This is a genomic window from Nonomuraea sp. NPDC005692, assembly GCF_040631115.1.
In the GTDB taxonomy this organism is placed as follows: Bacteria; Actinomycetota; Actinomycetes; order Streptosporangiales; family Streptosporangiaceae; genus Nonomuraea.
Genome location: NZ_JBEXYU010000054.1, coordinates 23,474 through 44,059, shown reverse-complemented (window position 1 = coordinate 44,059; position 20,586 = coordinate 23,474). Strand labels below are relative to the sequence as shown.

Annotated in this window: 24 protein-coding genes and 1 riboswitch; of the genes, 14 read left to right on the top strand and 10 right to left on the bottom strand. The window is 73.0% G+C overall.

Annotated features, from left to right (window positions below):
* Positions 1–79: 79 nt before the first annotated feature.
* Positions 80–556, bottom strand: a complete 477-nt coding sequence (locus ABZ459_RS50495; protein ID WP_357987980.1) for a helix-turn-helix domain-containing protein — start codon at positions 554–556, stop codon at positions 80–82.
* A 101-nt stretch (positions 557–657) separates the two neighbouring features.
* Here ABZ459_RS50495 and ABZ459_RS50490 point away from each other — a divergent pair, with 101 nt between their 5' ends.
* Positions 658–1,038 carry a PPOX class F420-dependent oxidoreductase gene (locus ABZ459_RS50490; RefSeq protein WP_357987977.1) on the top strand — a complete coding sequence of 127 codons (381 nt, stop codon included), beginning with the start codon at positions 658–660 and terminating at the stop codon, positions 1,036–1,038.
* On the opposite strand, the gene ABZ459_RS50485 is transcribed toward ABZ459_RS50490, so the two are convergent.
* Positions 1,007–2,080, bottom strand: coding sequence for a hypothetical protein (locus ABZ459_RS50485; protein WP_357987974.1), 1,074 nt, complete (start codon positions 2,078–2,080; stop codon positions 1,007–1,009). The genes ABZ459_RS50490 and ABZ459_RS50485 overlap by 32 nt on opposite strands.
* Positions 2,081–2,201: 121 nt before the next feature.
* On the opposite strand from ABZ459_RS50485, the gene ABZ459_RS50480 reads away from it, so the two are divergent.
* Both ABZ459_RS50480 and ABZ459_RS50475 read left to right on the top strand, forming a co-directional pair.
* Positions 2,202–3,257: a hypothetical protein gene (locus ABZ459_RS50480; RefSeq protein WP_357987971.1), complete on the top strand. Its 1,056-nt coding sequence runs from the start codon at positions 2,202–2,204 to the stop codon at positions 3,255–3,257.
* Positions 3,254–3,883: a response regulator transcription factor gene (locus ABZ459_RS50475; protein WP_357987968.1), complete on the top strand. Its 630-nt coding sequence runs from the start codon at positions 3,254–3,256 to the stop codon at positions 3,881–3,883. Before ABZ459_RS50480 ends, ABZ459_RS50475 begins: the two co-directional genes overlap by 4 nt.
* 31 nt (positions 3,884–3,914) lie before the next feature.
* Here the strand turns inward: ABZ459_RS50475 and ABZ459_RS50470 are convergent, their stop codons facing one another.
* Positions 3,915–4,691 (bottom strand): class I SAM-dependent methyltransferase, encoded by a 777-nt coding sequence (locus ABZ459_RS50470; protein ID WP_357987965.1) that lies wholly within the window; start codon positions 4,689–4,691, stop codon positions 3,915–3,917.
* A gap of 105 nt (positions 4,692–4,796) precedes the next feature.
* Between ABZ459_RS50470 and ABZ459_RS50465 the strand changes: the two genes are divergently transcribed.
* On the top strand, positions 4,797–5,345 hold the full coding sequence (locus ABZ459_RS50465) for an RICIN domain-containing protein (protein ID WP_357987962.1): 549 nt from the start codon (positions 4,797–4,799) through the stop codon (positions 5,343–5,345).
* 61 nt (positions 5,346–5,406) lie between these two features.
* Here ABZ459_RS50465 and ABZ459_RS50460 read toward each other — a convergent pair whose 3' ends face one another.
* Positions 5,407–6,006, bottom strand: coding sequence for a TetR/AcrR family transcriptional regulator (locus ABZ459_RS50460; protein WP_357987959.1), 600 nt, complete (start codon positions 6,004–6,006; stop codon positions 5,407–5,409).
* A gap of 116 nt (positions 6,007–6,122) precedes the next feature.
* Between ABZ459_RS50460 and ABZ459_RS50455 the strand changes: the two genes are divergently transcribed.
* Entirely contained in the window at positions 6,123–6,635 is a 513-nt protein-coding gene (locus tag ABZ459_RS50455) for an SDR family oxidoreductase (protein ID WP_357987956.1), read from the top strand.
* 7 nt (positions 6,636–6,642) lie between these two features.
* Here the strand turns inward: ABZ459_RS50455 and ABZ459_RS50450 are convergent, their stop codons facing one another.
* On the bottom strand, positions 6,643–7,248 hold the full coding sequence (locus ABZ459_RS50450) for a TetR/AcrR family transcriptional regulator (protein ID WP_357987953.1): 606 nt from the start codon (positions 7,246–7,248) through the stop codon (positions 6,643–6,645).
* 69 nt (positions 7,249–7,317) lie between these two features.
* Here ABZ459_RS50450 and ABZ459_RS50445 point away from each other — a divergent pair, with 69 nt between their 5' ends.
* On the top strand, positions 7,318–8,850 hold the full coding sequence (locus ABZ459_RS50445; protein ID WP_357987950.1) for an FAD-dependent monooxygenase: 1,533 nt from the start codon (positions 7,318–7,320) through the stop codon (positions 8,848–8,850).
* 29 nt (positions 8,851–8,879) lie between these two features.
* Here ABZ459_RS50445 and ABZ459_RS50440 read toward each other — a convergent pair whose 3' ends face one another.
* Entirely contained in the window at positions 8,880–9,200 is a 321-nt protein-coding gene (locus ABZ459_RS50440; protein WP_357987947.1) for a multidrug efflux SMR transporter, read from the bottom strand.
* Positions 9,201–9,202: 2 nt separating this feature from the next.
* Positions 9,203–9,850: an NAD(P)H-dependent oxidoreductase gene (locus tag ABZ459_RS50435; protein ID WP_357987944.1), complete on the bottom strand. Its 648-nt coding sequence runs from the start codon at positions 9,848–9,850 to the stop codon at positions 9,203–9,205.
* 112 nt (positions 9,851–9,962) lie between these two features.
* Here ABZ459_RS50435 and ABZ459_RS50430 point away from each other — a divergent pair, with 112 nt between their 5' ends.
* Positions 9,963–10,583 carry a helix-turn-helix domain-containing protein gene (locus tag ABZ459_RS50430; protein ID WP_357987941.1) on the top strand — a complete coding sequence of 207 codons (621 nt, stop codon included), beginning with the start codon at positions 9,963–9,965 and terminating at the stop codon, positions 10,581–10,583.
* A 16-nt stretch (positions 10,584–10,599) separates the two neighbouring features.
* On the opposite strand, the gene ABZ459_RS50425 is transcribed toward ABZ459_RS50430, so the two are convergent.
* Positions 10,600–11,574 carry a hypothetical protein gene (locus ABZ459_RS50425; RefSeq protein WP_357987938.1) on the bottom strand — a complete coding sequence of 325 codons (975 nt, stop codon included), beginning with the start codon at positions 11,572–11,574 and terminating at the stop codon, positions 10,600–10,602.
* A 108-nt stretch (positions 11,575–11,682) separates the two neighbouring features.
* Complete coding sequence (locus ABZ459_RS50420) at positions 11,683–12,639, bottom strand: alpha/beta hydrolase (RefSeq protein ID WP_357987935.1); 957 nt, start codon at positions 12,637–12,639, stop codon at positions 11,683–11,685.
* Between the two features lie 209 nt (positions 12,640–12,848).
* A riboswitch (cobalamin riboswitch) is annotated at positions 12,849–13,054 on the top strand.
* Positions 13,055–13,182: 128 nt separating this feature from the next.
* Here ABZ459_RS50420 and ABZ459_RS50415 point away from each other — a divergent pair.
* Positions 13,183–15,588 carry a ribonucleoside-diphosphate reductase subunit alpha gene (locus ABZ459_RS50415; protein ID WP_357987932.1) on the top strand — a complete coding sequence of 802 codons (2,406 nt, stop codon included), beginning with the start codon at positions 13,183–13,185 and terminating at the stop codon, positions 15,586–15,588.
* Complete coding sequence (locus ABZ459_RS50410; RefSeq protein ID WP_357987928.1) at positions 15,570–16,601, top strand: ribonucleotide-diphosphate reductase subunit beta; 1,032 nt, start codon at positions 15,570–15,572, stop codon at positions 16,599–16,601. The genes ABZ459_RS50415 and ABZ459_RS50410 overlap by 19 nt, the downstream gene beginning before the upstream one ends.
* 58 nt (positions 16,602–16,659) lie before the next feature.
* On the opposite strand, the gene ABZ459_RS50405 is transcribed toward ABZ459_RS50410, so the two are convergent.
* Entirely contained in the window at positions 16,660–16,956 is a 297-nt protein-coding gene (locus ABZ459_RS50405; RefSeq protein WP_357987925.1) for a DUF4287 domain-containing protein, read from the bottom strand.
* 105 nt (positions 16,957–17,061) lie between these two features.
* Between ABZ459_RS50405 and ABZ459_RS50400 the strand changes: the two genes are divergently transcribed.
* The 5 genes from ABZ459_RS50400 to ABZ459_RS50380 all read left to right on the top strand — a co-directional run bounded on the left by ABZ459_RS50400 (position 17,062) and on the right by ABZ459_RS50380 (position 20,531).
* Entirely contained in the window at positions 17,062–17,907 is an 846-nt protein-coding gene (locus ABZ459_RS50400; protein WP_357987922.1) for an acyl-CoA thioester hydrolase/BAAT C-terminal domain-containing protein, read from the top strand.
* Between the two features lie 81 nt (positions 17,908–17,988).
* Positions 17,989–18,495, top strand: coding sequence for a GNAT family N-acetyltransferase (locus tag ABZ459_RS50395; protein ID WP_357987919.1), 507 nt, complete (start codon positions 17,989–17,991; stop codon positions 18,493–18,495).
* A 133-nt stretch (positions 18,496–18,628) separates the two neighbouring features.
* Positions 18,629–19,345, top strand: a complete 717-nt coding sequence (locus ABZ459_RS50390) for an alpha/beta hydrolase (protein WP_357987916.1) — start codon at positions 18,629–18,631, stop codon at positions 19,343–19,345.
* A gap of 146 nt (positions 19,346–19,491) precedes the next feature.
* A complete protein-coding gene (locus ABZ459_RS50385) occupies positions 19,492–19,818 on the top strand; it encodes a hypothetical protein (RefSeq protein ID WP_357987913.1) in 327 nt (108 codons plus the stop codon).
* Positions 19,819–19,844: 26 nt separating this feature from the next.
* Positions 19,845–20,531 (top strand): hypothetical protein, encoded by a 687-nt coding sequence (locus ABZ459_RS50380; protein ID WP_357987910.1) that lies wholly within the window; start codon positions 19,845–19,847, stop codon positions 20,529–20,531.
* Positions 20,532–20,586: the final 55 nt, after the last annotated feature.

The window sequence follows — 20,586 nt, the reverse complement described above, 5'->3', positions numbered from 1 at the left end:
CGATCAGGGACGGGAACTCCCTGATCGTAACTCCAAGGAATGGCAAAGACACGGTAGGTGACGAAAGCCTGCCGGATGCTCAGTCGGACAGGTCGCCGCCGGGCCGAGCGGTCGCGCCCGGGCCGGGTAGCAGGTCGACGTCGTCGGCGTGCATCGGGGCGCCGCAGTGGGCGCAGCGCAGCTCCACGGCGCCGATCTCGCCGCAGGCGTGGTGGCGGTAGAGCACGGGCGGCCCGGCCTCGCCCGCGAGCCACCTGTCACCCCATCCGGCCATGACCATGAGCAGGTCGACGAGCTCGGCGCCCTTGGCCGTCAGGTGGTATTCGTGGCGCGGCCGCCGGTCGTAGGGGCGGCGTTCGAGGACGCCGTGGTCGATGAGGTGGGTGAGGCGTTCGGTCAGCACCTTGCGGGAGATGCCGAGATCGGCCTGGAGCTGGTCGAACCGCCGCACCCCGGCCCAGACGTCCCGCAGGATCAGCGGCGACCACGGCTCGCCGATCACGTCGAGGGTACGGGCGATGGAGCAGGCCATCTCCGCGAAGTTCGTGCGTTGCATGGCCCCACCCTATCCCTCGGGGTTCCCTGAAGGAACTCACAGTGCTACGGTTACGGAGTCTCCTCAAGGAACTTCAGATCCGCCGGAACCCGGAGGGAACCATGAAACTCGACCCTGACGTGCGCGGCGTGCTCGACGGCACCCCGATCGCCCACCTCGCCACCGTGCTGCCCGACGGCGCTCCCCATTCCGTCCCGGTCTGGATCGGCACGCACGGCGACCATGTCGCCATCCTCACCGGCCCGCGCTCCCGCAAGGCGCTCAACCTGCGGCGCGACCCGCGGGTCGCGCTCTCCCTGACGCCGCCCGGCGACCCGTTCCGGCCGGTGCTCGTCCGGGGCAGCGTCGTGGAGTGGGTCGAGGGCGAGGCGGGCTGGGAGATCGTCGACCGGATCGCCGCCAAGTACATCGGTGGTCCCTACTCGCGCGCGGAGGAACGGGTCGTCGTGCTCATCGAGCCCGACCGGCAGAGCGTGGGGTGACCCCCGCCGCCGGGTGCGGGGTCTCCCGGCGGCGCCGGTGGTAGCTGACGGCGGCGGTGGCCAGCGCGGCGCCCCACACCGGCCAGAAGCACTCCGGCAGCCAGGCTCCCCACTCCTCCAGGGCGAACCGGCCGGCCACGGTCCAGCGGATGTAGGTGAGCCCGGCCACCGTGATGATGATCGAGACGAACCCGGCCGGGACGACCGCCAGCAGCGGCGGCACCCGCCGGCCGCGCAGCCCCGGGATCCAGCGCGGGAACACCTCGCCCCACCGCTGGACCAGCCCGAGGGTCAGCACGCCGCCCAGCGCCCCGAACGTCGCCAGGTACGCCCCCGCCAGCCACAGCCCGTCCTCGCCCTCGGCCAGGAACTGCGCGCTCACGCCGAGCGGGATGCCCAGCGCCCACGCCCACCGGGTGGCGCAGTAGACCAGCGGCACCGCGACCGCCACGTACACCGCGATCCGCCCGCGCGCCGGGGTGAACCAGTTCCCGCGCCCGCGCCCGTGGTCCCGCGCGGCGGCGGCCAGCAGCAGGCCGCCCAGCACGCACACGAGCTGGTTCAGCACCGGCCACGGCCAGGCGTCGGCGAACGTCGCGCCGCCCAGCCCCCAGCCGAAGAGGGGCGCGGCCAGGAGCAGCGGCGTGTAGGCGACGCCCATCATCAGCCGCGAGTCGGGCACCACCAGCACCAGCAGCGCGGCGATCGGCCAGGCCAGAAGGACCGGCACCCGCCCCCATGCCCCCTTCGGCGGGCGCTCACCACCCCGGGGGAGCGGCCCGGGTTCGTGGGCCGGGCGGGGGCCGTCGCGGCGGGTCAGGGCCAGTGCTGTGGCGGCCACCAGGGCCGCGAACGCCGCGATCCACCAGCCGAACGGCGGCGCCGTGCCGGCCAGGATCGACAGCGCGCCGTCGGGGTCGGGATCGTCGGCCCCCCACGGATAACCGGGCGCCCCGAGCGCCCACGCCGCGCCGAGCAGGCCGTAGGCGACCGCCCACAGTGCCGCCGCGTACCCGTACCGGCCGGAAGTGAAGATCGTCATGCCGACGAGCCTTCCAGCGCGGGCGCACGGCGGGCAGATGCCGTTCGGCACCTCCTGCCGGTCGCGGCAGTGCCGTTCGGCACGTGGGGGCGCGCCGGCGCGTGCGCCTATCGTGTCCCGGGTGAACGTGCTGTGGATGGTCGCCGCCTCGCTGCCGGCGGCGGTCGCCGTCGCCGTGGCGGCGACCGGGTTGTTCCTGTCCGGGAGCAGGGCCAGGTGGCTTCCCCGGATGACCCTGCCGGCCGCGGGCGGGTCCCTGGCGGTCACGGCCCTGTGGCTGGCCGCCGGGGGGCCGTCCACGCCGGGCGTCGGCGCGCTGGGCATGGCCGAGAGCGCGGGGCTGACGGTCGCGGCCGGCCTGGTCGTCCGGTACGCGCCGGTCCGCCGGGCCGTGCCCGCCGCGCTGCTCGCGGGGCTCGCCGCGGCCACCTGGTTGCCGCGCGTCTTCACGCCCGCCTCGCCGCTGGAGGCGCTGGGGGCGTGCGCGTTCTGGGGGGCGGGCGTGCTGGCGGGCGCCGCCGTGGGCGCCTACCTGCGCCTGCTCGACGTACGGCAGCGGCGGGCGGTGGCCGACACCAGCACCGTCCTGCGGCTGCGGCTGGCCGGCGACCTGCACGACTTCCTCGCCCACGACATCAGCGAGATGGTCGCGCACGCCCAGGCGGGCACCGTCGCGGGCGATCCGCTGCGGGCGCTGGAACGCATCGAGGCGGCCGGTCAGCGGGCCCTGTCCACGCTCGACCGCACGCTCGACATGCTCCACCACGACCGGCCCCTCGGCCCGTCCGGCGACCTGGACGGCATCGCCGAGGCCGCCGCGCGCTTCTCCGCCGCCGGACCGGCGCACGTCGGCGTGCGGATCGACCGCGCGGCGGCGGTCCCGGCGGAGACGGCGGCGCTGGCCTACCGGATCGTGATCGAAGGGCTGACCAACATCCGGCGGCACGCGCCGCGGGCCGGCCGCGTCGAGCTGTCCGTCACGACGCCGGGCGACGTCCTGGAGATCACGCTGACCAACGACGGGACGGCCGGCGCGGCGGGCCGCCGCCGCGGCGGCTCGGGCCTGCCCGGCCTGGCCGCGCTCGTCGCGGAACAAGGGGGCGAGCTGGTCGCGGGGGCCGTGCCGGACGGGTGGTCGCTGGCGGCGCGGCTGCCGCTGCGACAATCTCCCGGGTGAGCATCCGCATCCTCGTCGCCGACGACCAGGAGGGCATCCGCGACGCCTTCCGCCTGATCCTCGACGCCCAGCCCGACCTGACCGTGGTGGCCGAGGCGGCCGACGGCCGCACCGCGATCGACACCGCCCTCGCCGTCCGGCCGGACGTGGTGCTCGCCGACATCCGCATGCCCGGCGCCGACGGCATCGAGGTGACCCGCGCCCTGTCCGGCACCGGCATCCACGTGGTGGTCGTCACCACGTTCGGGCTGGAGGAGTACGTCCGGGCGGCGCTCAGGCACGGCGCGGCCGGGTTCGTGCTGAAACGCTCGGGCCCCGCGCTGCTCGTCGAGGCCGTCCGGGCGGCCGTGCGCGGCGACATGCTCATCAGCCCCCAGCTCACCGTCCGGCTGCTGCGGGGGAGCGGCCCGGAACGGGAGGTCTCGGACGTGGTGCTGACGGAGCGGGAGGACGAGATCGTGGCCCTGGTGGCTCAGGGATGGACCAACGCGGAGATCGCCGCCGAGCTCTTCCTGTCCCCGGGGACGGTGAAGAACCATGTCGCCGCGGTCCAGCGCAAGATCGGCGCGAGGAACCGCGTGATGATCGCGGGATGGGCGTGGGCGACCGGCAGGGCCCAGCCGTGACGGGGTGTGCCCGTCCGTGCCGTGCCGCCGGTCAGGGGAGGTGGCGGGCCAGGTAGAGGGCCGTCTCGACGTTCAGGGCGACCTGCTCGCCGAGCGTGTCGAGGAGCGTGCCGAACAGGTTCTCGCGCACGTCGTCGGCCAGGATGCGGTAGGACGACTGGGTGGACAGCAGGGCGACGTAGTCGGCGGTCGAGACCGTGCGTCCCGACCGGTAGAGCCGGGTGCCGAGGTCGCCGAACTCGGGCGGCAGCCCCATCTCCCCGGCCCACTCACGTGCCCCGGCCGCCTCGCCGATGGGCCTGCCGATCGGGCCGGTGTTGGGCCTGATGTGCGGGGCGAACCGCTCGTGCGCGGCCAGCAGCCTCGCGGTGACCCCCTCGTCGGCGGGCCAGTCGACGTTCCAGAACAGCGCGAGCCCGCCGCCCGGGGCCAGCGCCGCGGCGGCCCGCTGCCAGCGCACCTCCTTGTCGACCCAGTGCCACGCCTGGGCGCAGTACAGCAGGCCGAACGCCCGCTCCGGGACGTACTCCTCGAACGTGGAGACGGTGACCGTCACGTTCGGCCGGTCGGCGGTCCGCCGGGCCAGCACGGCGGCCATGGCCGGATCGGGCTCGGTGGCCACGACGTCGATGCCGCTCGCCGCGAACAGCTCCGTCGCCTTCCCCGTGCCCGCGCCCACCTCCAGCGCGGGCCCGCCGGCGTAGGCCAGCACGTCCGCGGCCAGCTCCGCCGGGTAGCCGGGCCGGACCCTGTCGTACTCGTCAGCGACTTCGCCGAAGACCCTTCCTTGAATGCGTTGTGTTGTCATGTGCCCGATCCTGATTCATGATCGTCCCGGGGCGCAACCCCGCCGGCGCACATTGAGTACGCGCTACTCAGGCCGTACGGGCCCCGCGGTCGCACGCTTGGTCGCATGAAGACACACATCCTTCGCCCGGCGGCCGTCGTCGCCCCGCTGCTCGTCCTCGGGCTCACCACCGCCCCGGCGCCCGCGTCGGCCTCGGCGTCGTCCGTCTGGGCCGCGTCCAACGTCCAGCTCGTCAACCGGCAGACCGGCAAGTGCCTGACCATCGCCGGAGGCGTCAGCACGGAGAACAACGTGCACGCCGTCCAGTACGACTGCGACAGCCACCCCTCCCGCCGCTGGGACGTCTGGGGCTACTCCAGCGCGGCCCTGCAGGTCAGGAACCGCCAGACCGGCAAGTGCCTGACCATCGCCGGAGGCGTCAGCACCGAGAACAACGTCGTCGCCCTCCAGTACACCTGCGACACCCACCCCTCGCGCTACTGGGCGCTCGGCAACCGCGTCGGCCAGTACGTCGAGTTCCGCAACGTGCAGACCGCCAAGTGCCTGACCATCGCCGGCGGGGTGAGCACCGCCAACAACCTGGAGGCCGTCCAGTACACCTGTGACGGGCACCCGTCCCGGTTCTGGGAGATCCGCGACTACTACGGGAGCTGACCAGGGCGCCGTCCCCGGTGGCGCCGGGGACGGCGAGATCCGGCGCCCGGCACCGGGCCGCTCACCGGGAGCGGGGCCTGAGCAGGGTGTCGAAGAGGGTGTCCAGCAGGTCGCGGGGGATGCCCGACCCGGTCAGGGCGCAGTAGACGACCGGGCCCAGCAGGGCGTCGAGGGCCGGCCCGGGGGCGAGGGCGGGGGAGACCTCGCCGGCCGCGGTCGCGCGGGCGAGCAGGTCGCGTTCGCGCGCGCGACGGGGGCCGAGGTAGCGCTCGTGGAAGCTGGCGGCCGTGGCGGGATGGTGCTGGGCCTCGGCGATGAGGGTGAGCAGGACCTTGCCGGCCGGATCGCCGGTGACGAACCGCGCGAAGTCGTGCAGGTAGCCGCGGATGTTCTCCGCCGTGGGCCGCTCGACGGGGACGGGCAGCCGCTTGCCGCTGTCCTCGATGAGCGTGTCGAGCAGGATCTCGACCTTCGACGGCCACCAGCGGTAGATCGTCTGCTTGGCGACGCCCGCGCGGCGCGCGATGGCCTCCATCGTCAGGGCGGCGAAGCCGTGCTCGACGAGCAGGTCGTCGGCGGCGTGCAGCACGGCCAGGCGCGCGGCCTCGTCACGCCGGTTGCCGGAGCGCGCACGGCGCTGCTCGGGGTTCACGGCTGGCATGCGGGACACGATACCGGCCCCGGACGCCGTGCTACTGTCTAGACGCAACGTCGCGTCTAGACAGATGGAGTGGCCATGTCCCTCACGGCCGACCGGCAGGCCCTCGTCATCGGCGCATGACCGACCCCGGGCAGCTGGCCGCCCTGCGCGAGCGCCTGACCGGCCGCCGGTTCGGCCTGCTGTTCGTCAACGCGGCGATCGACCGCGGCGACCTGCCGATCGGCGAGGTCCCGACCCGCATGTTCACCGAAGTGATGATCACCAACGCGCTGAGCCCGATGCGCGTCCTGGAGTCGCTGCGCGGGCTCGTGGTGCCCGGCGGGACGGTCGCGGTCATGTCGTCCGAGCAGGGCAGCGTCTCGCGCAACGACGAGCCCGGCTACGAGCTCTACAAGGCCGGCAAGGCCGCGCTCAACCAGCTCATGCGCAGCTACGCCACCCGCCACGGGGACGACGGCCACACCAAGCTGCTCCTCGACCCGGGCCACAACCGCACCCGGCTGGGCGGGCCCGGCGCGCCGCTCGTGCCGGAGGAGAGCGTCCCGGCCGTGGTGGACGTCCTGGAGGCGCAGGCGGGCGTGCCCGGCCTGCGGTTCCTGGGCCGCCACGGGGAGACCGTCCCCTGGTAGCCGCCGGTCAGCCGGTGGGCGCGCCCAGCAGGGGCAGCCACACCTCGTCCACGATCTCGGCGATCGACTCCTCCGGCACCCGGCTCATCGTGACGAGCATGTCGTGCCGGAGCAGGTCGAGCGGCAGGTTCACCACCCTGGACGAACGCGGCACGTCGGGCAGCTCGCCGCGCCCGACCGCGCGGCCCACGATCGTCTCGAACGCGGTCGCCTGGCCGGGCGGCAGCAGGGTGTCGCGCAGCTCGGTGAGGCTGGTGCCGGTCTCCCGGAAGTAGTCGGCGAGCTGCACGCTCATCAGCGTCAGCATGCCCGCGCGGTCGTCGCCGGCGTTGCGCAGGAACCCGACGGCGTCGTCGCGCAGGCTGCCGGTGTCGGGCACGTCGATCAGCCGCCAGAACTTGGCGAGGGTGGCCAGCAGCAGGTCGTCGCGCCGGGGCCAGCGCCGGTAGAGCACCGGGCGGCTGGTGCCGGCGCGGGCGGCGACGGCCTCGAAGGTGAAGCCGTGGTAGCCGTGCTCGACCAGCACGTGCCAGGCGGCGTCGAGGATGGCGTCCTCCAGCGCGGGGCCGCGACGGCGGGACGCGCCGCCGGGGGCACGGTGCTTGAGATTCACTTGCGTATCTTATCGCGGCGCCCTACGGTGACCGGAATTAGATACAGCCATGTACCCAAAGGACCGTCCATGATGTTCGACGTCATCGTCGTCGGCGCCGGGCCCGCCGGCCTCTTCCTCGCCTGCGAGCTGCGCCTCGCCGGCGTCCGGCCGCTGGTGCTGGAACGACGTCCGGAGCCCGACCTGTCGGACAAGGCCCACGGCCTGGCCGGGCAGGTCGTCCGGCTCCTTGACCACCGCGGCCTGTTCGAACGCTGCGGCGGCCGGGGCGTCCCGGCGCCCGCGCCGGGCCACTTCTTCGGCGGGCTGCCGCTGCCGCTGCACACGCTCGGCGCGGCGAACCCGATGTACCTCCTGCCCTGCGACCAGCGCGACCTCGAACGGGTGCTCGCCGCGCGCGCGGCCGAACTCGGCGCGGAGGTGCGGCGCGGCCAGGAGGTGATCTCCTTCGGCCAGGACGACGACCGGGTCGAGGTCGTGACCCGCGGCCCCGGCGGCGCCGAGACCACCCTGACCGCCCGCTACCTGGTCGGCTGCGACGGCGGCCACAGCACGGTCAGGAAGGCGGCGGGCATCGGCTTCCCCGGCGTCAGCGACGACCACGTCGTGGACCGCTCGGCCCTCATCGGCCCGAGCGAGCACTTCCGGATCCTGCCCGGCGGGCGCGTCCTGATCGAGGGGCTCGGCGAGATCCCCGCCCACTTCCACCGCACCGATCGCGGCGTCTTCACGCTTCTGGCCCACGACCCGCGGCGGCCGCTGATCAACACGGCCGAGTGGGAGGACCACCCGGCGGGCGGCTTCCCCGGGCCGGGCGCGCCGATGACGCTGGCCGAGATGGAGAAGAGCGTCGAACGCGTCCTCGGCGTGCGCGTGCCGCTGAGCCCGCCGCCCGAGGGGGCGCCGGTCATGTTGCGCCGGCTGTGCGGGCGCAACACCCGGCTCGCCGACCGCTACCGCGCCGGACGGGTCTTCATCGCCGGCGACGCCGCCCAGGTGAGCCACGGGCCCACCCTGAACCTGGCGCTTCATGACGCCGCCAACCTGGCCTGGAAACTCGCCGCCACGCTGCGCGGACGGGCCCCGGAAGGGCTCCTGGACAGCTACGAGACCGAGCGCCGCGCGTGCGCCGGACGCGTGGTCACCCAGACGCTGGCCGCGACCGCCCTGCTGGCCCCCGGCGCCGAGGTCACCGCGCTACGACGGCTGTTCGCCGAGCTCCTGGGCCGTACGGAGAACCTGCGCGTGATCGCCGAGCTGATGGCGGGCGGCGACGTCCGCCACGACATGGGGGAGGAGCGGCCCGCCGGGCCCACCGGCTGGTTCGCGCCGTCCCTGGCGCTGACCACCGGCGACGGGCGGCCATGGCGCCTGGCCGAGCTCATGCGCGACGCCCGCCCCCTGCTCCTGGACCTGACCGGCGGCGACGCCCTGGCCGCCGCCGCCGCGCCCTGGCTCGACCGGGTGCGGCACGTGCCCGCGACCGCCGCCGACGCCCCCGCCCCGGCACTGCTCGTCCGGCCGGACGGCTACGTCGCCTGGGCGGGCGCCGATCCCGACGGCCTCCGGGCCGCGCTCGCCCGCTGGTTCGGCCCGAGCTGAGCCCGGCCGCCCGTCCTGACCGGGAGGGGTCACTCCGGGCTGGTGACGCGGGCCAGCACGATGCCGCCCACGATCAGCGCCAGCGCCGCCATCCGGCCGATCGACATCGGGTCCTTGTGCACGACGACGCCCAGGGCGATCGCGCCGACCGCCCCGATGCCGGTGAAGACCGCGTACGCGGTGCCGACCGGGAGGGTCTTCATCGAGTACGACAGCAGCCAGACCGCGGCCACCATGAGGACGAAGCAGAGCAGGGTGGGCAGCGGCTTGGTGAAACCCTGGGTGGGCTTGATGCTCTGCGCCCAGGCGATCTCCACCAGCCCGGCCAGCCCGAGGATGAGCCAGTTCATCGTCAGAACTCCTTCCCCAGGTCGTGGGCGTTGCGCAGCGCGGCGGCGTACAGCTCGTCGTGCTGGGCGCGCAGGTGGAAGAGGCCGGGGTCGACGCGGGAGTTGGCCAGCTCGGCGGCGACGACGGTGGTGTCCTCGACGGCGAAGTGGCCGGCGAAGAAGTCACGCAGGTAGCGCTCCTGGTAGTCGAACCTGGCCTTGGGGGCGCCGGGGGAGTAGGCCCCGCCGCGCGCGGTGGTGACCACGAAACGCCGCCCGGCGAGCGACATCTTGGGGAAGGTCACCTGGTCGAGCCAGGCCTTGAGTGCCGACGGGATCGAGTAGTTGTACATCGGGGTGGCGATCAGCACCACGTCCGCGGCCACCAGCTGCGACAGCAGCGGCTCGACGATCGCCCACGCGGCCGCCTGCTCCGGGGTGCGGGCGGCCTCGTGGTAGCGGGAGATGTCGGTGATCTGGTTGGCCATGACGTAGTCGCACAGCTCGGTCCACGCCTCCCCGATGTGCGGCACCGGCTCGGCGGCCAGGTCGCGGTGGACGTAGGTGCCCTCGGGGTGGGCGGACCGCCACGCCTCGGCGAAGGTGTCGCCGAGCTCGCGGCTGATCGAACGGCGTCGGGCGCTGGCGTCCAGGTGCAGCAGAACGGCCATGGAGGGGCTCCTCGAAATAAGTGGACATCACGTCCGGTTTGTGGTCGAGGTGACCGTAGCAACTAAGCGGGCACGTTGTCCACTTATGTCGTGGTGGGTTAGAGTCGCCGCCATGGAGTCCCGTACCGAGTTGCTGACCGGACGTCCCGTGGCGGAGGCGGGCCGCCCGCGCGAGCGCGCCGACGCCGCCCGCAACCGTGCCAAGGTGCTCGCCGCGGCGGCCGAGCTGTTCGCCACGCGCGACCCGCGCGGCGTGACGATGGACGACATCGCCAAGGCCGCGGGCGTCGGGCGCGGCACGCTCTACCGCCGCTATCCCGACACCGTCTCGATCGCGCAGGCCCTGCTGGACGAGCACGAGCGCGTGCTGCAGGAACGCCTGCTGCGCGGCGACCCGCCGCTCGGCCCCGGCGCGCCCCCCGCCGACCGGCTCGCCGCCTTCTACGCCGCGATGGTCGACCTGCTGGACGAGCACATCTCACTCGTCCTGGGCGCCGAGCAGGGCGCGCTGCGGTACGCCACCGGCGCCTACGGGTTCTGGCGGGCGCACGTGCGGGTGCTGCTGGCGCAGGCGGGCGTCCCCGAGGCCGAGGCGCTGGCCGACATCCTGCTCGCCCCGCTGGGCCCCGAGGTCTACGCCGAGCAGCGCAGGCGCGGGCTCACCCCCGAGCAGATCACCGCCGCCCTGGCCCGGCTGGCGCACGGCATCGTCGACCGGGAGGCCGGGCGCTGACCGCACCGGCGGCGGCTCACCCCCAGGCCGCCGCCTTGTCGTACGGGTCGACGTTCCTGAAGGCCATCCCGACGATCTCCTCGACGTCGTCGTCGCCGTAGGCGCCGGGCAGGGCGAGGCCGAGGCGTTCGAACAGCGCCCGCACCTCCTCGACCGTGGGCGAGAACGACAACGTCACGTCCTCGGCGTCCCTGAGGTTCAGCGGGCGCGCCTGGCGGAGGCTGGCGTGCAGCTCGGTGGCCCAGCAGTCGAGGGCGAGCGCGTTCCCGGTGATGACGGTGGCGGGGAAGCCGGGCCCCCGCTGTGTGATGAACATGTGGCGGGAGGACAGCTCGTAGCGGAACGTCGAGGCGATCGAGGAGAACCCGATCTCGATGTCCAGGAGCTCGTAACGCTGGTGATGCCAGCAGGCGGACAGCACGGTCGCGTAAAGCTCCCTGCGGGTGCCGTCGCCGGTCCAGGTCAGCTCCGGGCTGTCGTCGTCCAGCGCCAGGCTCCGGTGCAGGCGGACGAACCGCTCGCACAGCGCGAGGTCGTCCGGGTCCAGGATCTCCAGCCGGACCAGCAGCGCCCGGCGTCCCTGACGGGCCTTGGCCAGGCATTCCGGCAGCGTCACCGCCCGCACGTACGCGCCGGTCGAGCCCTTGAAGATCCACCGGTCGGTGTCCCCGCGGGCCTCCGCCAGCACTCGGTTGAACTCCTCGCCCCGCACCAGCCGGACCGCCGACTGCTCCTGGAGCAGGGACGGCAGCAGGTCGAGCTTGCGATCGGCGGCGAGCACGGCCCGCTCCACGGCGTTCTCCGCCGACTGCGCCCGCGTCCGGCTGCGCAGCATGACGAACGCGAGCACCGCCAGCGTGGCCACGGTGGCGTTGCTGACGGCCTCCGCGGTGGCGATGCCCGCGACGTCCAGGACGCTCACGACGACCGCCACCGACAGGGCGACGAGGATGTCGACGTTGACGCCGATCCAGGCGAGGATGCGCTTCACTGACCGTCCCATCACGAGGGGCCACGGGGTGACACCCCGAATCATGAAGCAGAACCCGGCGGCACGCGAGGGGCCGGCCCGTCCCGCCGGCCCGCTCCGGTCGCGGGGTTACGCGGTGAGGGCGTCGTGGAGGAAGCGGCGGATGTCCGCCCGCGCGTCCTCGGCCTGGGGGGCCAGGACCGGCATGCTGAGGAAGGCGTGCCCGGCCCCCGGGTACTCGGCCAGGCGGGCGGGGGTGCCGGCGGCCCGCAGCGCCTCGGCGTAGCGGCGGCCGTGGTCGGCGATCGGGTCGTGGGTCGGCACCGCCACGAGCGCCGGGGCCAGCCCGCCCAGGTCGTCGGCGTGCAGCGGGGAGAGCGCGCGGGCGTCCGTTCCCTCGGGCACGGCGAGCCGGTGGAACAACCGCAACACCGGCACGCTGAGCGTCGGGGTGTCGGCGTACTGGGTCATCGAGGGATGGTCGAACATCGTCCCGGCCACCTCCACGGCGGGGTTGACCAGGACCTGGGCCTTCAGGGGCAGGCCGGCGTCGCGTGCCCTGATCGCCGCCAGGGCGCAGATCAGGCCGCCGCAGCTCTCGCCGAACAGGACGGCCCGCGCCGGGTCGACTCCCCACTGCGCGGCGTTGTCCAGCACGTGCCGGAGCACGTCCCAGCCGTCGTCGGCGGCGGCGGCCAGCGGCGTGCGCCAGTCGAGGAGGCGGTGGTCCACCGAGATCACGACGGCCGGCAGGTGGGCGGCGAGGTGGCTGTTGACCCAGTCGCTCTGCGGCGCCGTGCCGACGAAGCCGCCGCCGTGCACGTGGAGCACGAGCGGCAGCGCGTCCCCGCCGCCCGGCCCGGCCACGGCTCGCGGCCGGTGGACCCGGACGGGGACGTCGCGGCCGGGCAGCGCCACCGTCCGCCAGTCGATGGTGGCGCCGGGGTCCGGCCGGCCGGTGATCGCCTGCGCCTCGACGGAGGCGCGCAGCCGGTTCTCCGCCTCGACGTAGGCGGCCAGTTCGGCGGCGGTGACGTTGTCCCAGTCCGGCGTGACCGGACGCAGGCCGGTGGAGGTCTCGCTCATGGTCGTCCCCTCAGGTTTTCGCTACTTGAAGTTTCGATACCTAAGGTAGCGAAAACGTGGCATCACGGGCTTGTGACGTCGATCACATCCGTCCGCCCGCGGGCCCGCGAACAGGACGGCCTGGCCGGCCTCGCGGCGGGCGAGGGGGTCGGAGTGTGGGTTCTTCGTAACACGACATGTTGGGTGTGACTTTTTGATCCGCCCTATATATGGTGTCTCCCGCAGCCGGTTCGGTCGCCCCGCCAGGGCGGCCGAGGCAAGAGGGAACCCGGTGGAAATCCGGGACTGCCCCGCAGCGGTGAGTGGGAACGACCGCCGTCAGACGCACTGGGCCGAAGGCCCGGGAAGCGACGGCCAGTAGGCAGCGACAGCATGCCCATGAGTCCGAAGACCTGCCGGCGCGCCGCGCGCGATCATGCGTGCGCGGCTGCTCCGAGGCCGCGCGGGACGGTGGACGGCACTGGCGAGAGGGCTGTGGCGCCTCGCCGTCCGCCTCCTGCGCGCGTTCTCGGCGACTGACCGAGTTCACGAGGGGAGAGCGCAGTGACGGTCACAGGGGACCCGATGACGGACCTGGCCGGGACGGCGCGGGCGGACGCCGACAGGTCCGCGCCGCGGCGCGTCCAGATGCAGGTGCGCAAGCGCAACGGCACCGCGGAGCCGGTCGACGTCAACAAGATCGTACGTGCGGTGGAGCACTGGGCGACCGATCTGACGGACATCGACCCGATGCGGGTGGCCACCAAGACGATCAGCGGCCTCTACGACGGGGCCACCACCGCCGAGCTGGACCGGCTGTCCATCCAGACGGCCGCCGAGATGATCGGCGAGGAGCCGCAGTACTCGCGCTTGGCCGCGCGGCTGCTGTCGGGCTACATCGACAAGGAGGTCCGCGGGCAGGGCGTGGCCTCCTTCAGCCAGGCGATCCGGCTGGGCCACGCCGAGGGGCTCGTCGGCGACGAGACCGCCGAGTTCGTCAACGCCAACGCCCGCAAGCTCGACGACGCCGTCGACGTCACCGCCGACCTGCGGTTCGAGTACTTCGGGCTGCGCACGGTCTATGACCGTTACCTGCTGCGCCACCCGTCCACCCGGCTGGTGGTGGAGACGCCGCAGTACTGGCTGCTGCGCGTGGCCTGCGGGCTGGCCGAGACGCCCGCCGAGGCCGTCGGCTTCTACCGGCTCATGTCGTCGCTGGCCTATCTGCCCAGCTCGCCGACGCTGTTCAACTCCGGCACCCGGCACACCCAGATGTCCTCCTGCTACCTGGTCGACTCGCCCCGTGACGAGATCGGCTCCATCTACGACCGTTACGCCCAGGTGGCGCAGCTGTCGAAGTTCGCCGGCGGGATCGGCATCTCCTGGTCGCGGGTGCGCTCCCGGGGCGCGCTGATCCGCGGCACGAACGGGCACTCCAACGGCATCGTCCCGTGGCTGCGCACGCTCGACGCGTCGGTGGCCGCCGTCAACCAGGGCGGCCGGCGCAAGGGCGCCGCCTGCGTCTACCTGGAGCCCTGGCATCCGGACGTCGAGGAGTTCCTGGAGCTGCGCGACAACACCGGCGAGGACGCCCGCCGCACCCACAACCTCAACCTGGCCAACTGGATCCCCGACGAGTTCATGCGCCGCGTCGAGGCCGACGGCACCTGGTCGCTGTTCGACCCCGACGAGGTCCCGGAGCTGCCCGACCTGTGGGGCGAGGCGTTCGAGGAGGCCTACCGCGCCGCCGAGCGCGACGGCCGGTACGTCCGGCAGGTCAAGGCCCGCGACCTGTACGCCAAGATGATGCGCACCCTCGCCCAGACCGGCAACGGCTGGATGACCTTCAAGGACGCCGCCAACCGGCTGTGCAACCAGGCGGCCGAGCCCGGCAACGTGGTGCACCTGTCCAACCTGTGCACCGAGATCGTCGAGGTGTCCAGCGACGCCGAGACCGCGGTCTGCAACCTGGGCTCGGTCAACCTCGCCGCCCATCTGACGGGCGCCGGGCCCGACGGCGGCATCGACTGGGAGCGGCTGCGCGCCACCGTCCGCACCGCGGTCACCTTCCTCGACCGGGTGATCGACATCAACTACTACCCGAGCGAGCAGGCCGCGGCCAGCAACCCGCGCTGGCGCCCGGTCGGCCTCGGCGTGATGGGGCTGCAGGACGTCTTCTTCGCCCTGCGCCTGCCGTTCGACTCGGCCGAGGCCAAGGAGCTGTCCACCCGGATCGCCGAGGAGATCTACCTGTCGGCGCTGGAGACCTCCGCCGGCCTGGCCGAGCGCTTCGGCGCCCACCCCGCCTACGACCAGACGTGGGCGGCGCGCGGCCGGCTCCAGCACGACCTGTGGGGCGAGAGCGGCACCCAGGCCGAGCGCTGGGACGCGGTCCGCGAGCGCATCGCCGCCCACGGCCTGCGCAACTCGCTGCTGATCGCGATCGCGCCGACCGCCACCATCGCCTCGATCGTCGGCTGCTACGAGTGCATCGAGCCGCAGGTGTCCAACCTGTTCAAGCGCGAGACCCTGAGCGGGGAGTTCCTGCAGATCAACAACGCGCTGGTGGCCGAGCTCAAGTCGCGCGGCCTGTGGGACGAGCGCGTCCGGGCGGCCATCAAGCAGGCCGAGGGCTCGGTGCAGGGCATCGCCGAGCTGCCGGAGGACGTGCGCCGGCTGTTCCGCACCGCCTGGGAGCTGCCGCAGCGCGCCCTGATCGACATGGCCGCCGCGCGCTCGCCGTTCATCGACCAGAGTCAGTCGCTCAACCTGTTCATGAGCGCGCCGACGATCGACAAGCTCTCCTCGATGTACCTGTACGCCTGGAAGTCCGGCCTGAAGACCACCTACTACCTGCGCTCGCGACCGGCCACCCGCATCCAGCAGGCCACCGTGCCCCTGGTGAACAAGTCCGAGGAAGCCCTGGTCTGCTCCCTGGAGAACCCCGAGTCGTGCGAAGCCTGCCAGTGACCCCCGAGGAGAACCCGATGTTGCTCGACCCGGGCATGAGCCTGACCCTGCGGCCCATGCGCTACCCCCTGTTCTTCGACCGCTACCGTGACGCGATCAAGAACACCTGGACGGTCGAGGAGGTGGACCTGCACTCCGACCTGAAGGACCTGTCCAGGCTGTCGGCGGCCGAGCGCCACCTGGTCAGCCGCCTGGTCGCCTTCTTCGCCACCGGCGACACGATCGTGGCCAACAACCTGGTGCTCAACCTCTACCAGCACGTCAACGCCCCCGAGGCGCGCCTGTACCTGAGCAGGCAGCTGTTCGAGGAGGCGGTGCACGTCCAGTTCTACCTGAACCTGCTGGACACGTACGTGCCGGACGAGGAGGAGCGGTTCGCGGCGTTCGCGGCGGTGGAGAACATCCCCTCCATCCGGCGCAAGGCCGAGTTCTGCTTCCGCTGGATCGACTCCATCGGCAGCCTCCAGCGGCTGGAGACCCGCGACGACCGGCGGGCGTTCCTGCTCAACCTCATCTGCTTCGCCGCCTGCATCGAGGGCCTGTTCTTCTACGGCGCGTTCGCCTACGTCTACTTCCTGCGCTCGCGCGGCCTGCTGAACGGGCTGGCCTCGGGCACCAACTGGGTCTTCCGCGACGAGTCCATGCACATGGCCTTCGCCTTCGACGTGGTGGACGTCGTCCGGCAGGAGGAGCCGGACCTCTTCGACGAGGAGATGGCCCGCCAGGTCAGGGAGATGCTGGCCGAGGCGGTCGACTGCGAGGCGCAGTTCGCCGAGGACCTGCTCGGGCAGGGCGTGCCGGGCATGTCGACCACGGACATGCGCTCGTACCTGGAGCACGTGGCCGACCGGCGGCTGGCCCAGCTCGGCATCGAGCCGCTGTACGGGTCGAAGAACCCGTTCGCGTTCATGGAGCTGCAGGACGTGCAGGAGTTGTCGAACTTCTTCGAGCGGCGGGTGTCGGCGTACCAGGTGGGGGTGACCGGCTCGGTCAGCTTCGACGCCGACTTCTGACCCTTAAAGATCTACAATGTAAAGCCGCCCGGCGGGGGCGAACCCCCGCCGGCCCGGGTCAGGCGGGCTCGGGGCGGTTGTCCTTGCCGTCCAGCCAGAGGACGTCGGACTCGTCGCGGTGGGAACCGGTGGTGCCGACGTGCTTGGCGTCGATCTGCGCACCCTTCTTGATCACGTGGACGAGGGCCATGGCGTGGCCGCGTCCGAGGTCGTAGTCCTGCTTGAGCCAGTCGATGATCGTCCCGGCCTTGGTGGACGGGGCGTCGAAGCCGCGCTCCTCGGCCAGGGCGATGAACTCACGGGGGGTCAGCCCGGTCTTGCCTTCGATGTTGTCCAGGTAGGCCTGGAAGGACATGGTGTTCTCCGCTTCTCATGGGGTGTTGCCGCCATGATGCACCATTTCGATGGGCGCACCGTCTCAGTAGAATGCCGTTCCGCCGAGTGCCGAGGGGTGACGGTGATGGACGAGCGCGAACTGACCTCCCCGTGGGAAGGCGTCCTGGTCACACCGGGCCCGGCCGTCCGTACGGGGGTGCTCGTGCTGGCGGGGTCGAGCGGGCGGATCGAACGGGACAGGGCCCGCCTGCTGGCAGCGGAGGGGGTGACCGCGCTGTCGATCCGGTGGTTCGGCGGTCCTGGGCAGCCGCCCGGCATCTGCGAGATCCCGCTGGAGACGTTCGTGTCGGCCGTCGACCTGCTGGAGTCCACCGGCGTCCGGCGGGTCTGCGTGCTGGGCATGTCGAAGGGGGCCGAGGCCGCGCTGCTGACCGCCGTCCGGGATCGGCGGATCGGCGGGGTGGTGGCGCTGTCGCCGACCTCGGTCGTGTGGGGCAACGTCGGGCCGGGGCCGGACGGGGAGAAACGTCCCTACCGGTCGTCCTGGACGTGGAAGGGGCGGCCGCTGCCGTTCGTCCCGTACGACGACGACTGGGCCGAGGCCGAGCCCGAGCACGGCCCGCTGGCACTGCGCGAACTGTACGAGCTCAGCGAGCGCACGTTCGCCGGCCTGTTGCCGGCCGCGGAGATCCCCATCGAGGCGGCGGCGGCCGACGTGCTGCTGGTGGCGGGCGGGGACGACGCCATGTGGCCGTCGGTGCCGTTCGCCGGGCGGCTGGCCGCCCGCCGTCGTGCCGCCGGCCGCACGGTCCGGGTGGTCAGCCGGGCCGAGGCCGGTCATCGTCCGCGCCTGCCGGGGGAGGGGCCCGCCCCCGAGTCGCCGGACTTCCTCTACGGGGGCGACCCGGTCGCCGACGCCAGGCTCGGAGCCGACGCCTGGCCGCACATCCTCGACCTGCTGCACGGCTGACGCCCGCGAACCCAAGCAGTGATCGTCTTGTGCTAGTTTCTACCTTTCGGCCGGATGTTGCATCCGGCCGAGAGTGCTTGTATGACCATCTCTCAGGCAAGCGTGCGGCCCGTCGAGGCCGCGGACCATCCCACCGTCGAACGCCTCTGGCTCATGTTCCGCCACGACATGGCGGACTTCCAGGGCGGGCTGCCCGACCCCGACGGCAGCTACCACGGCGACCGCCTGCGTACCGCTCTCGAGGACGACGACTGGGCGGCCTACCTGTTCACCAGCGGTGACCGGCCGGCCGGGTTCGCGTTCGTCCGTGCGGTGTCCTCCCCGGTCCGGGTGCTGAACAGCTTCTTCGTCGTACGCGGGGCACGCCGGTCCGGGATCGGGCTGCGGGTCGTCCGGGAGGTGATCTCCCGGCATCCCGGGCCGTGGCGGATCGCCTTCCAGGACGCCAACACGGCGGGCGTGGCGTTCTGGCGGCGCGTAGCCACGGAGTTCGCCGGTGACGCGTGGACGGAGGAGCGCCTTCCCGTCCCGAACCGCCCGGACGTCACGCCGGACGTGTGGATCTCCTTCACCGCAGCCGAAATCTGATGGTGTGGTACGTTTCTGCAACGCATCGAACTGAGGAGGTGAGACCGATCAACGTTGTGACAGGTCGGGGCTCCCTCACGCGCATCGCCTAGGGAGCGCCCGCACAAGGCATCCCGAAAGGCGCAAGACGCGCATGCGTTTCATCTCCCGGACGTCGGCCGGCGGCGTCATCGAACGATCCTTCACCCTCGGCGAGATCCCCGGCGTCCTGTGGACCCCGCAGGACGCCGAGCCCCGCGGCCTGGTCCTGATCGGGCACGGCGGCGGGCAGCACAAGCAGGCCCCGGGCGTCGTGGGACGCGCGCACCGGCTGGCGGCCGAACGCGGCTTCGCGGCGGCGGCCATCGACGCGCCGGCCCACGGCGACCGGCCCGGAAGCGCCGAACACGAGCGGATCATCGCCGCGATGCGGGAGCGGATGGCCGGCGCGGGCGACCCCACCCCGCTGCTGGCCGAGCTGCACACGCTGCTGGCCGCCCAGACCGTGCCGGAGTGGCGGTCGGTCCTGGACGCGCTCGGCGACCAGGGGCCCGTGGGTTACTGGGGTGTGTCGCTGGGCTGTGCCCTGGGGATCCCGCTGGTGGCCGCCGAGCCGCGGATCGGCGCGGCGGTGCTGGGGCTGAGCGGCACCTCGCCGGACTCGGCCCAGGCCGCCGCCGGGATCACCGTCCCGGTGCGGTTCCTGCTGCAGTGGGACGACGAACGGGTGCCGCGGGCCGAGGCCCTGGCCCTGTTCGACGCCCTGGCCTCGGCCGAGAAGACCCTGCACGCCAACCCCGGCAAGCACGCCGACGTGCCGGACTTCGAGATCGACAGCGCCCTGCGTTTCCTCGCCGACCGGCTGGGCTGAGGCCGCCGCCGGCCGGGAGGTCGTCCCGGCCGGTCCGCCGCCGGTGAGTACGGGGGCGCGCGGCTGAGCACGTGCGTGCTCACGACAGGGGGCCCGCGGCGCGGCCACCATCGTGGTGCAGGAAGACCACGGCATGGAGGTGGGCGATGCACGACGAGCAGAACGGCGGCCGGGAGCCGTCCGTCGGCAGGAGAGGGCTGCTGCGGCTGACCGGGGCGGCCGCGGTGGTCACGACGGCGGCGATGGTCCTGCCGTCCGGGCGGGCCGCGGCGGCGACGCCGGCCGGAGAAGGGCAGACAGCGCCGGGACAGGGTCAGGGGGCCGCCGGCTCCGAGGCGCGGGACCGGGACTGGCGGTTGCGCGCCGAGCAGCTCCGCGCCAACGGCGACAGCCTCCAGCGCAGCGCCGAGCTGACCAGGCAGAGCCTGGCCGGCCAGACGGCCCTGCGCATCCCGGCCGGACCACCCCGCTGACCACAGCCGACAAAGGAGGACGGACCATGACGTTTTTCGCAAGGGTCGGCTGGACGTGGGAGGCCGGTGGCGCGGTCCTGGGCGCCCCCACACTCGCCCCCGCCGTGCACGACCTGACCACCGGTCACCTGGCGCTGCGGATGGCGACCAACCGCGGCGCGCCTTCCACCGCGGACCAGATCACCTCGCTGGGTGCGTTGATCGGCGTCCCGCGCAACGAGAACGGGCGCATCGACGGGCCCTCGGTGGCCCAGGTCGGGGCGACGTTCCGGCTGGACCCCGACTCCCGCTTCCACGTCGAGAGGTCGTGGAACTCCTCCGAGCTGTCGGTGACCCTCGCCATCAGCCTGGAGGACCTCACGGCGGGCACCGTCGTCACCGGGCCGGAGTTCGTCATCGCCCGGGACTCGGGGTTCAACGTGGGGGAGAACAAGCTGCTGTTCAGCAACCCGGCGCCGGGCGGGTCGGCGGCGGTCAGCGGCGACTTCGCCTGCGCCGCCCGCCACGACTACCGGGCCTGGATCGACCTGCACGCCCGCGTCAGCGGCGCGGGGTTCGGCGGGAGCGGCGGGTCGGGGGCCGACCTGATCGCCGGCGTCGTCGCGCCCACGCTCTCCTTCCTGTGGTACTTCACGCCGTTGCAGGGGGCGGCGCCGTCGTCGTGGACCCGCGAGACGACCGCGCCACCCGCCCGCGCCGCCGACCGGGCCTGACGGCCGCCTCTGATGGCCGGGCCTGACGACCGGGCCTGACGACCGGGCCTGACGA

Excerpts from the sequence above, each read along its gene's own strand:
- ABZ459_RS50495 (WP_357987980.1), bottom strand. The coding sequence starts at position 556 with ATGCAACGCACGAACTTCGCGGAGATGGCCTGCTCCATCGCCCGTACC.
- ABZ459_RS50490 (WP_357987977.1), top strand. The coding sequence starts at position 658 with ATGAAACTCGACCCTGACGTGCGCGGCGTGCTCGACGGCACCCCGATC.
- ABZ459_RS50485 (WP_357987974.1), bottom strand. The coding sequence starts at position 2,080 with ATGACGATCTTCACTTCCGGCCGGTACGGGTACGCGGCGGCACTGTGG.
- ABZ459_RS50470 (WP_357987965.1), bottom strand. The coding sequence starts at position 4,691 with ATGACAACACAACGCATTCAAGGAAGGGTCTTCGGCGAAGTCGCTGAC.
- ABZ459_RS50465 (WP_357987962.1), top strand. The coding sequence starts at position 4,797 with ATGAAGACACACATCCTTCGCCCGGCGGCCGTCGTCGCCCCGCTGCTC.
- ABZ459_RS50460 (WP_357987959.1), bottom strand. The coding sequence starts at position 6,006 with ATGCCAGCCGTGAACCCCGAGCAGCGCCGTGCGCGCTCCGGCAACCGG.
- ABZ459_RS50455 (WP_357987956.1), top strand. The coding sequence starts at position 6,123 with ATGACCGACCCCGGGCAGCTGGCCGCCCTGCGCGAGCGCCTGACCGGC.
- ABZ459_RS50445 (WP_357987950.1), top strand. The coding sequence starts at position 7,318 with ATGATGTTCGACGTCATCGTCGTCGGCGCCGGGCCCGCCGGCCTCTTC.
- ABZ459_RS50440 (WP_357987947.1), bottom strand. The coding sequence starts at position 9,200 with ATGAACTGGCTCATCCTCGGGCTGGCCGGGCTGGTGGAGATCGCCTGG.
- ABZ459_RS50435 (WP_357987944.1), bottom strand. The coding sequence starts at position 9,850 with ATGGCCGTTCTGCTGCACCTGGACGCCAGCGCCCGACGCCGTTCGATC.
- ABZ459_RS50430 (WP_357987941.1), top strand. The coding sequence starts at position 9,963 with ATGGAGTCCCGTACCGAGTTGCTGACCGGACGTCCCGTGGCGGAGGCG.
- ABZ459_RS50420 (WP_357987935.1), bottom strand. The coding sequence starts at position 12,639 with ATGAGCGAGACCTCCACCGGCCTGCGTCCGGTCACGCCGGACTGGGAC.
- ABZ459_RS50405 (WP_357987925.1), bottom strand. The coding sequence starts at position 16,956 with ATGTCCTTCCAGGCCTACCTGGACAACATCGAAGGCAAGACCGGGCTG.
- ABZ459_RS50400 (WP_357987922.1), top strand. The coding sequence starts at position 17,062 with ATGGACGAGCGCGAACTGACCTCCCCGTGGGAAGGCGTCCTGGTCACA.
- ABZ459_RS50395 (WP_357987919.1), top strand. The coding sequence starts at position 17,989 with ATGACCATCTCTCAGGCAAGCGTGCGGCCCGTCGAGGCCGCGGACCAT.
- ABZ459_RS50390 (WP_357987916.1), top strand. The coding sequence starts at position 18,629 with ATGCGTTTCATCTCCCGGACGTCGGCCGGCGGCGTCATCGAACGATCC.
- ABZ459_RS50385 (WP_357987913.1), top strand. The coding sequence starts at position 19,492 with ATGCACGACGAGCAGAACGGCGGCCGGGAGCCGTCCGTCGGCAGGAGA.
- ABZ459_RS50380 (WP_357987910.1), top strand. The coding sequence starts at position 19,845 with ATGACGTTTTTCGCAAGGGTCGGCTGGACGTGGGAGGCCGGTGGCGCG.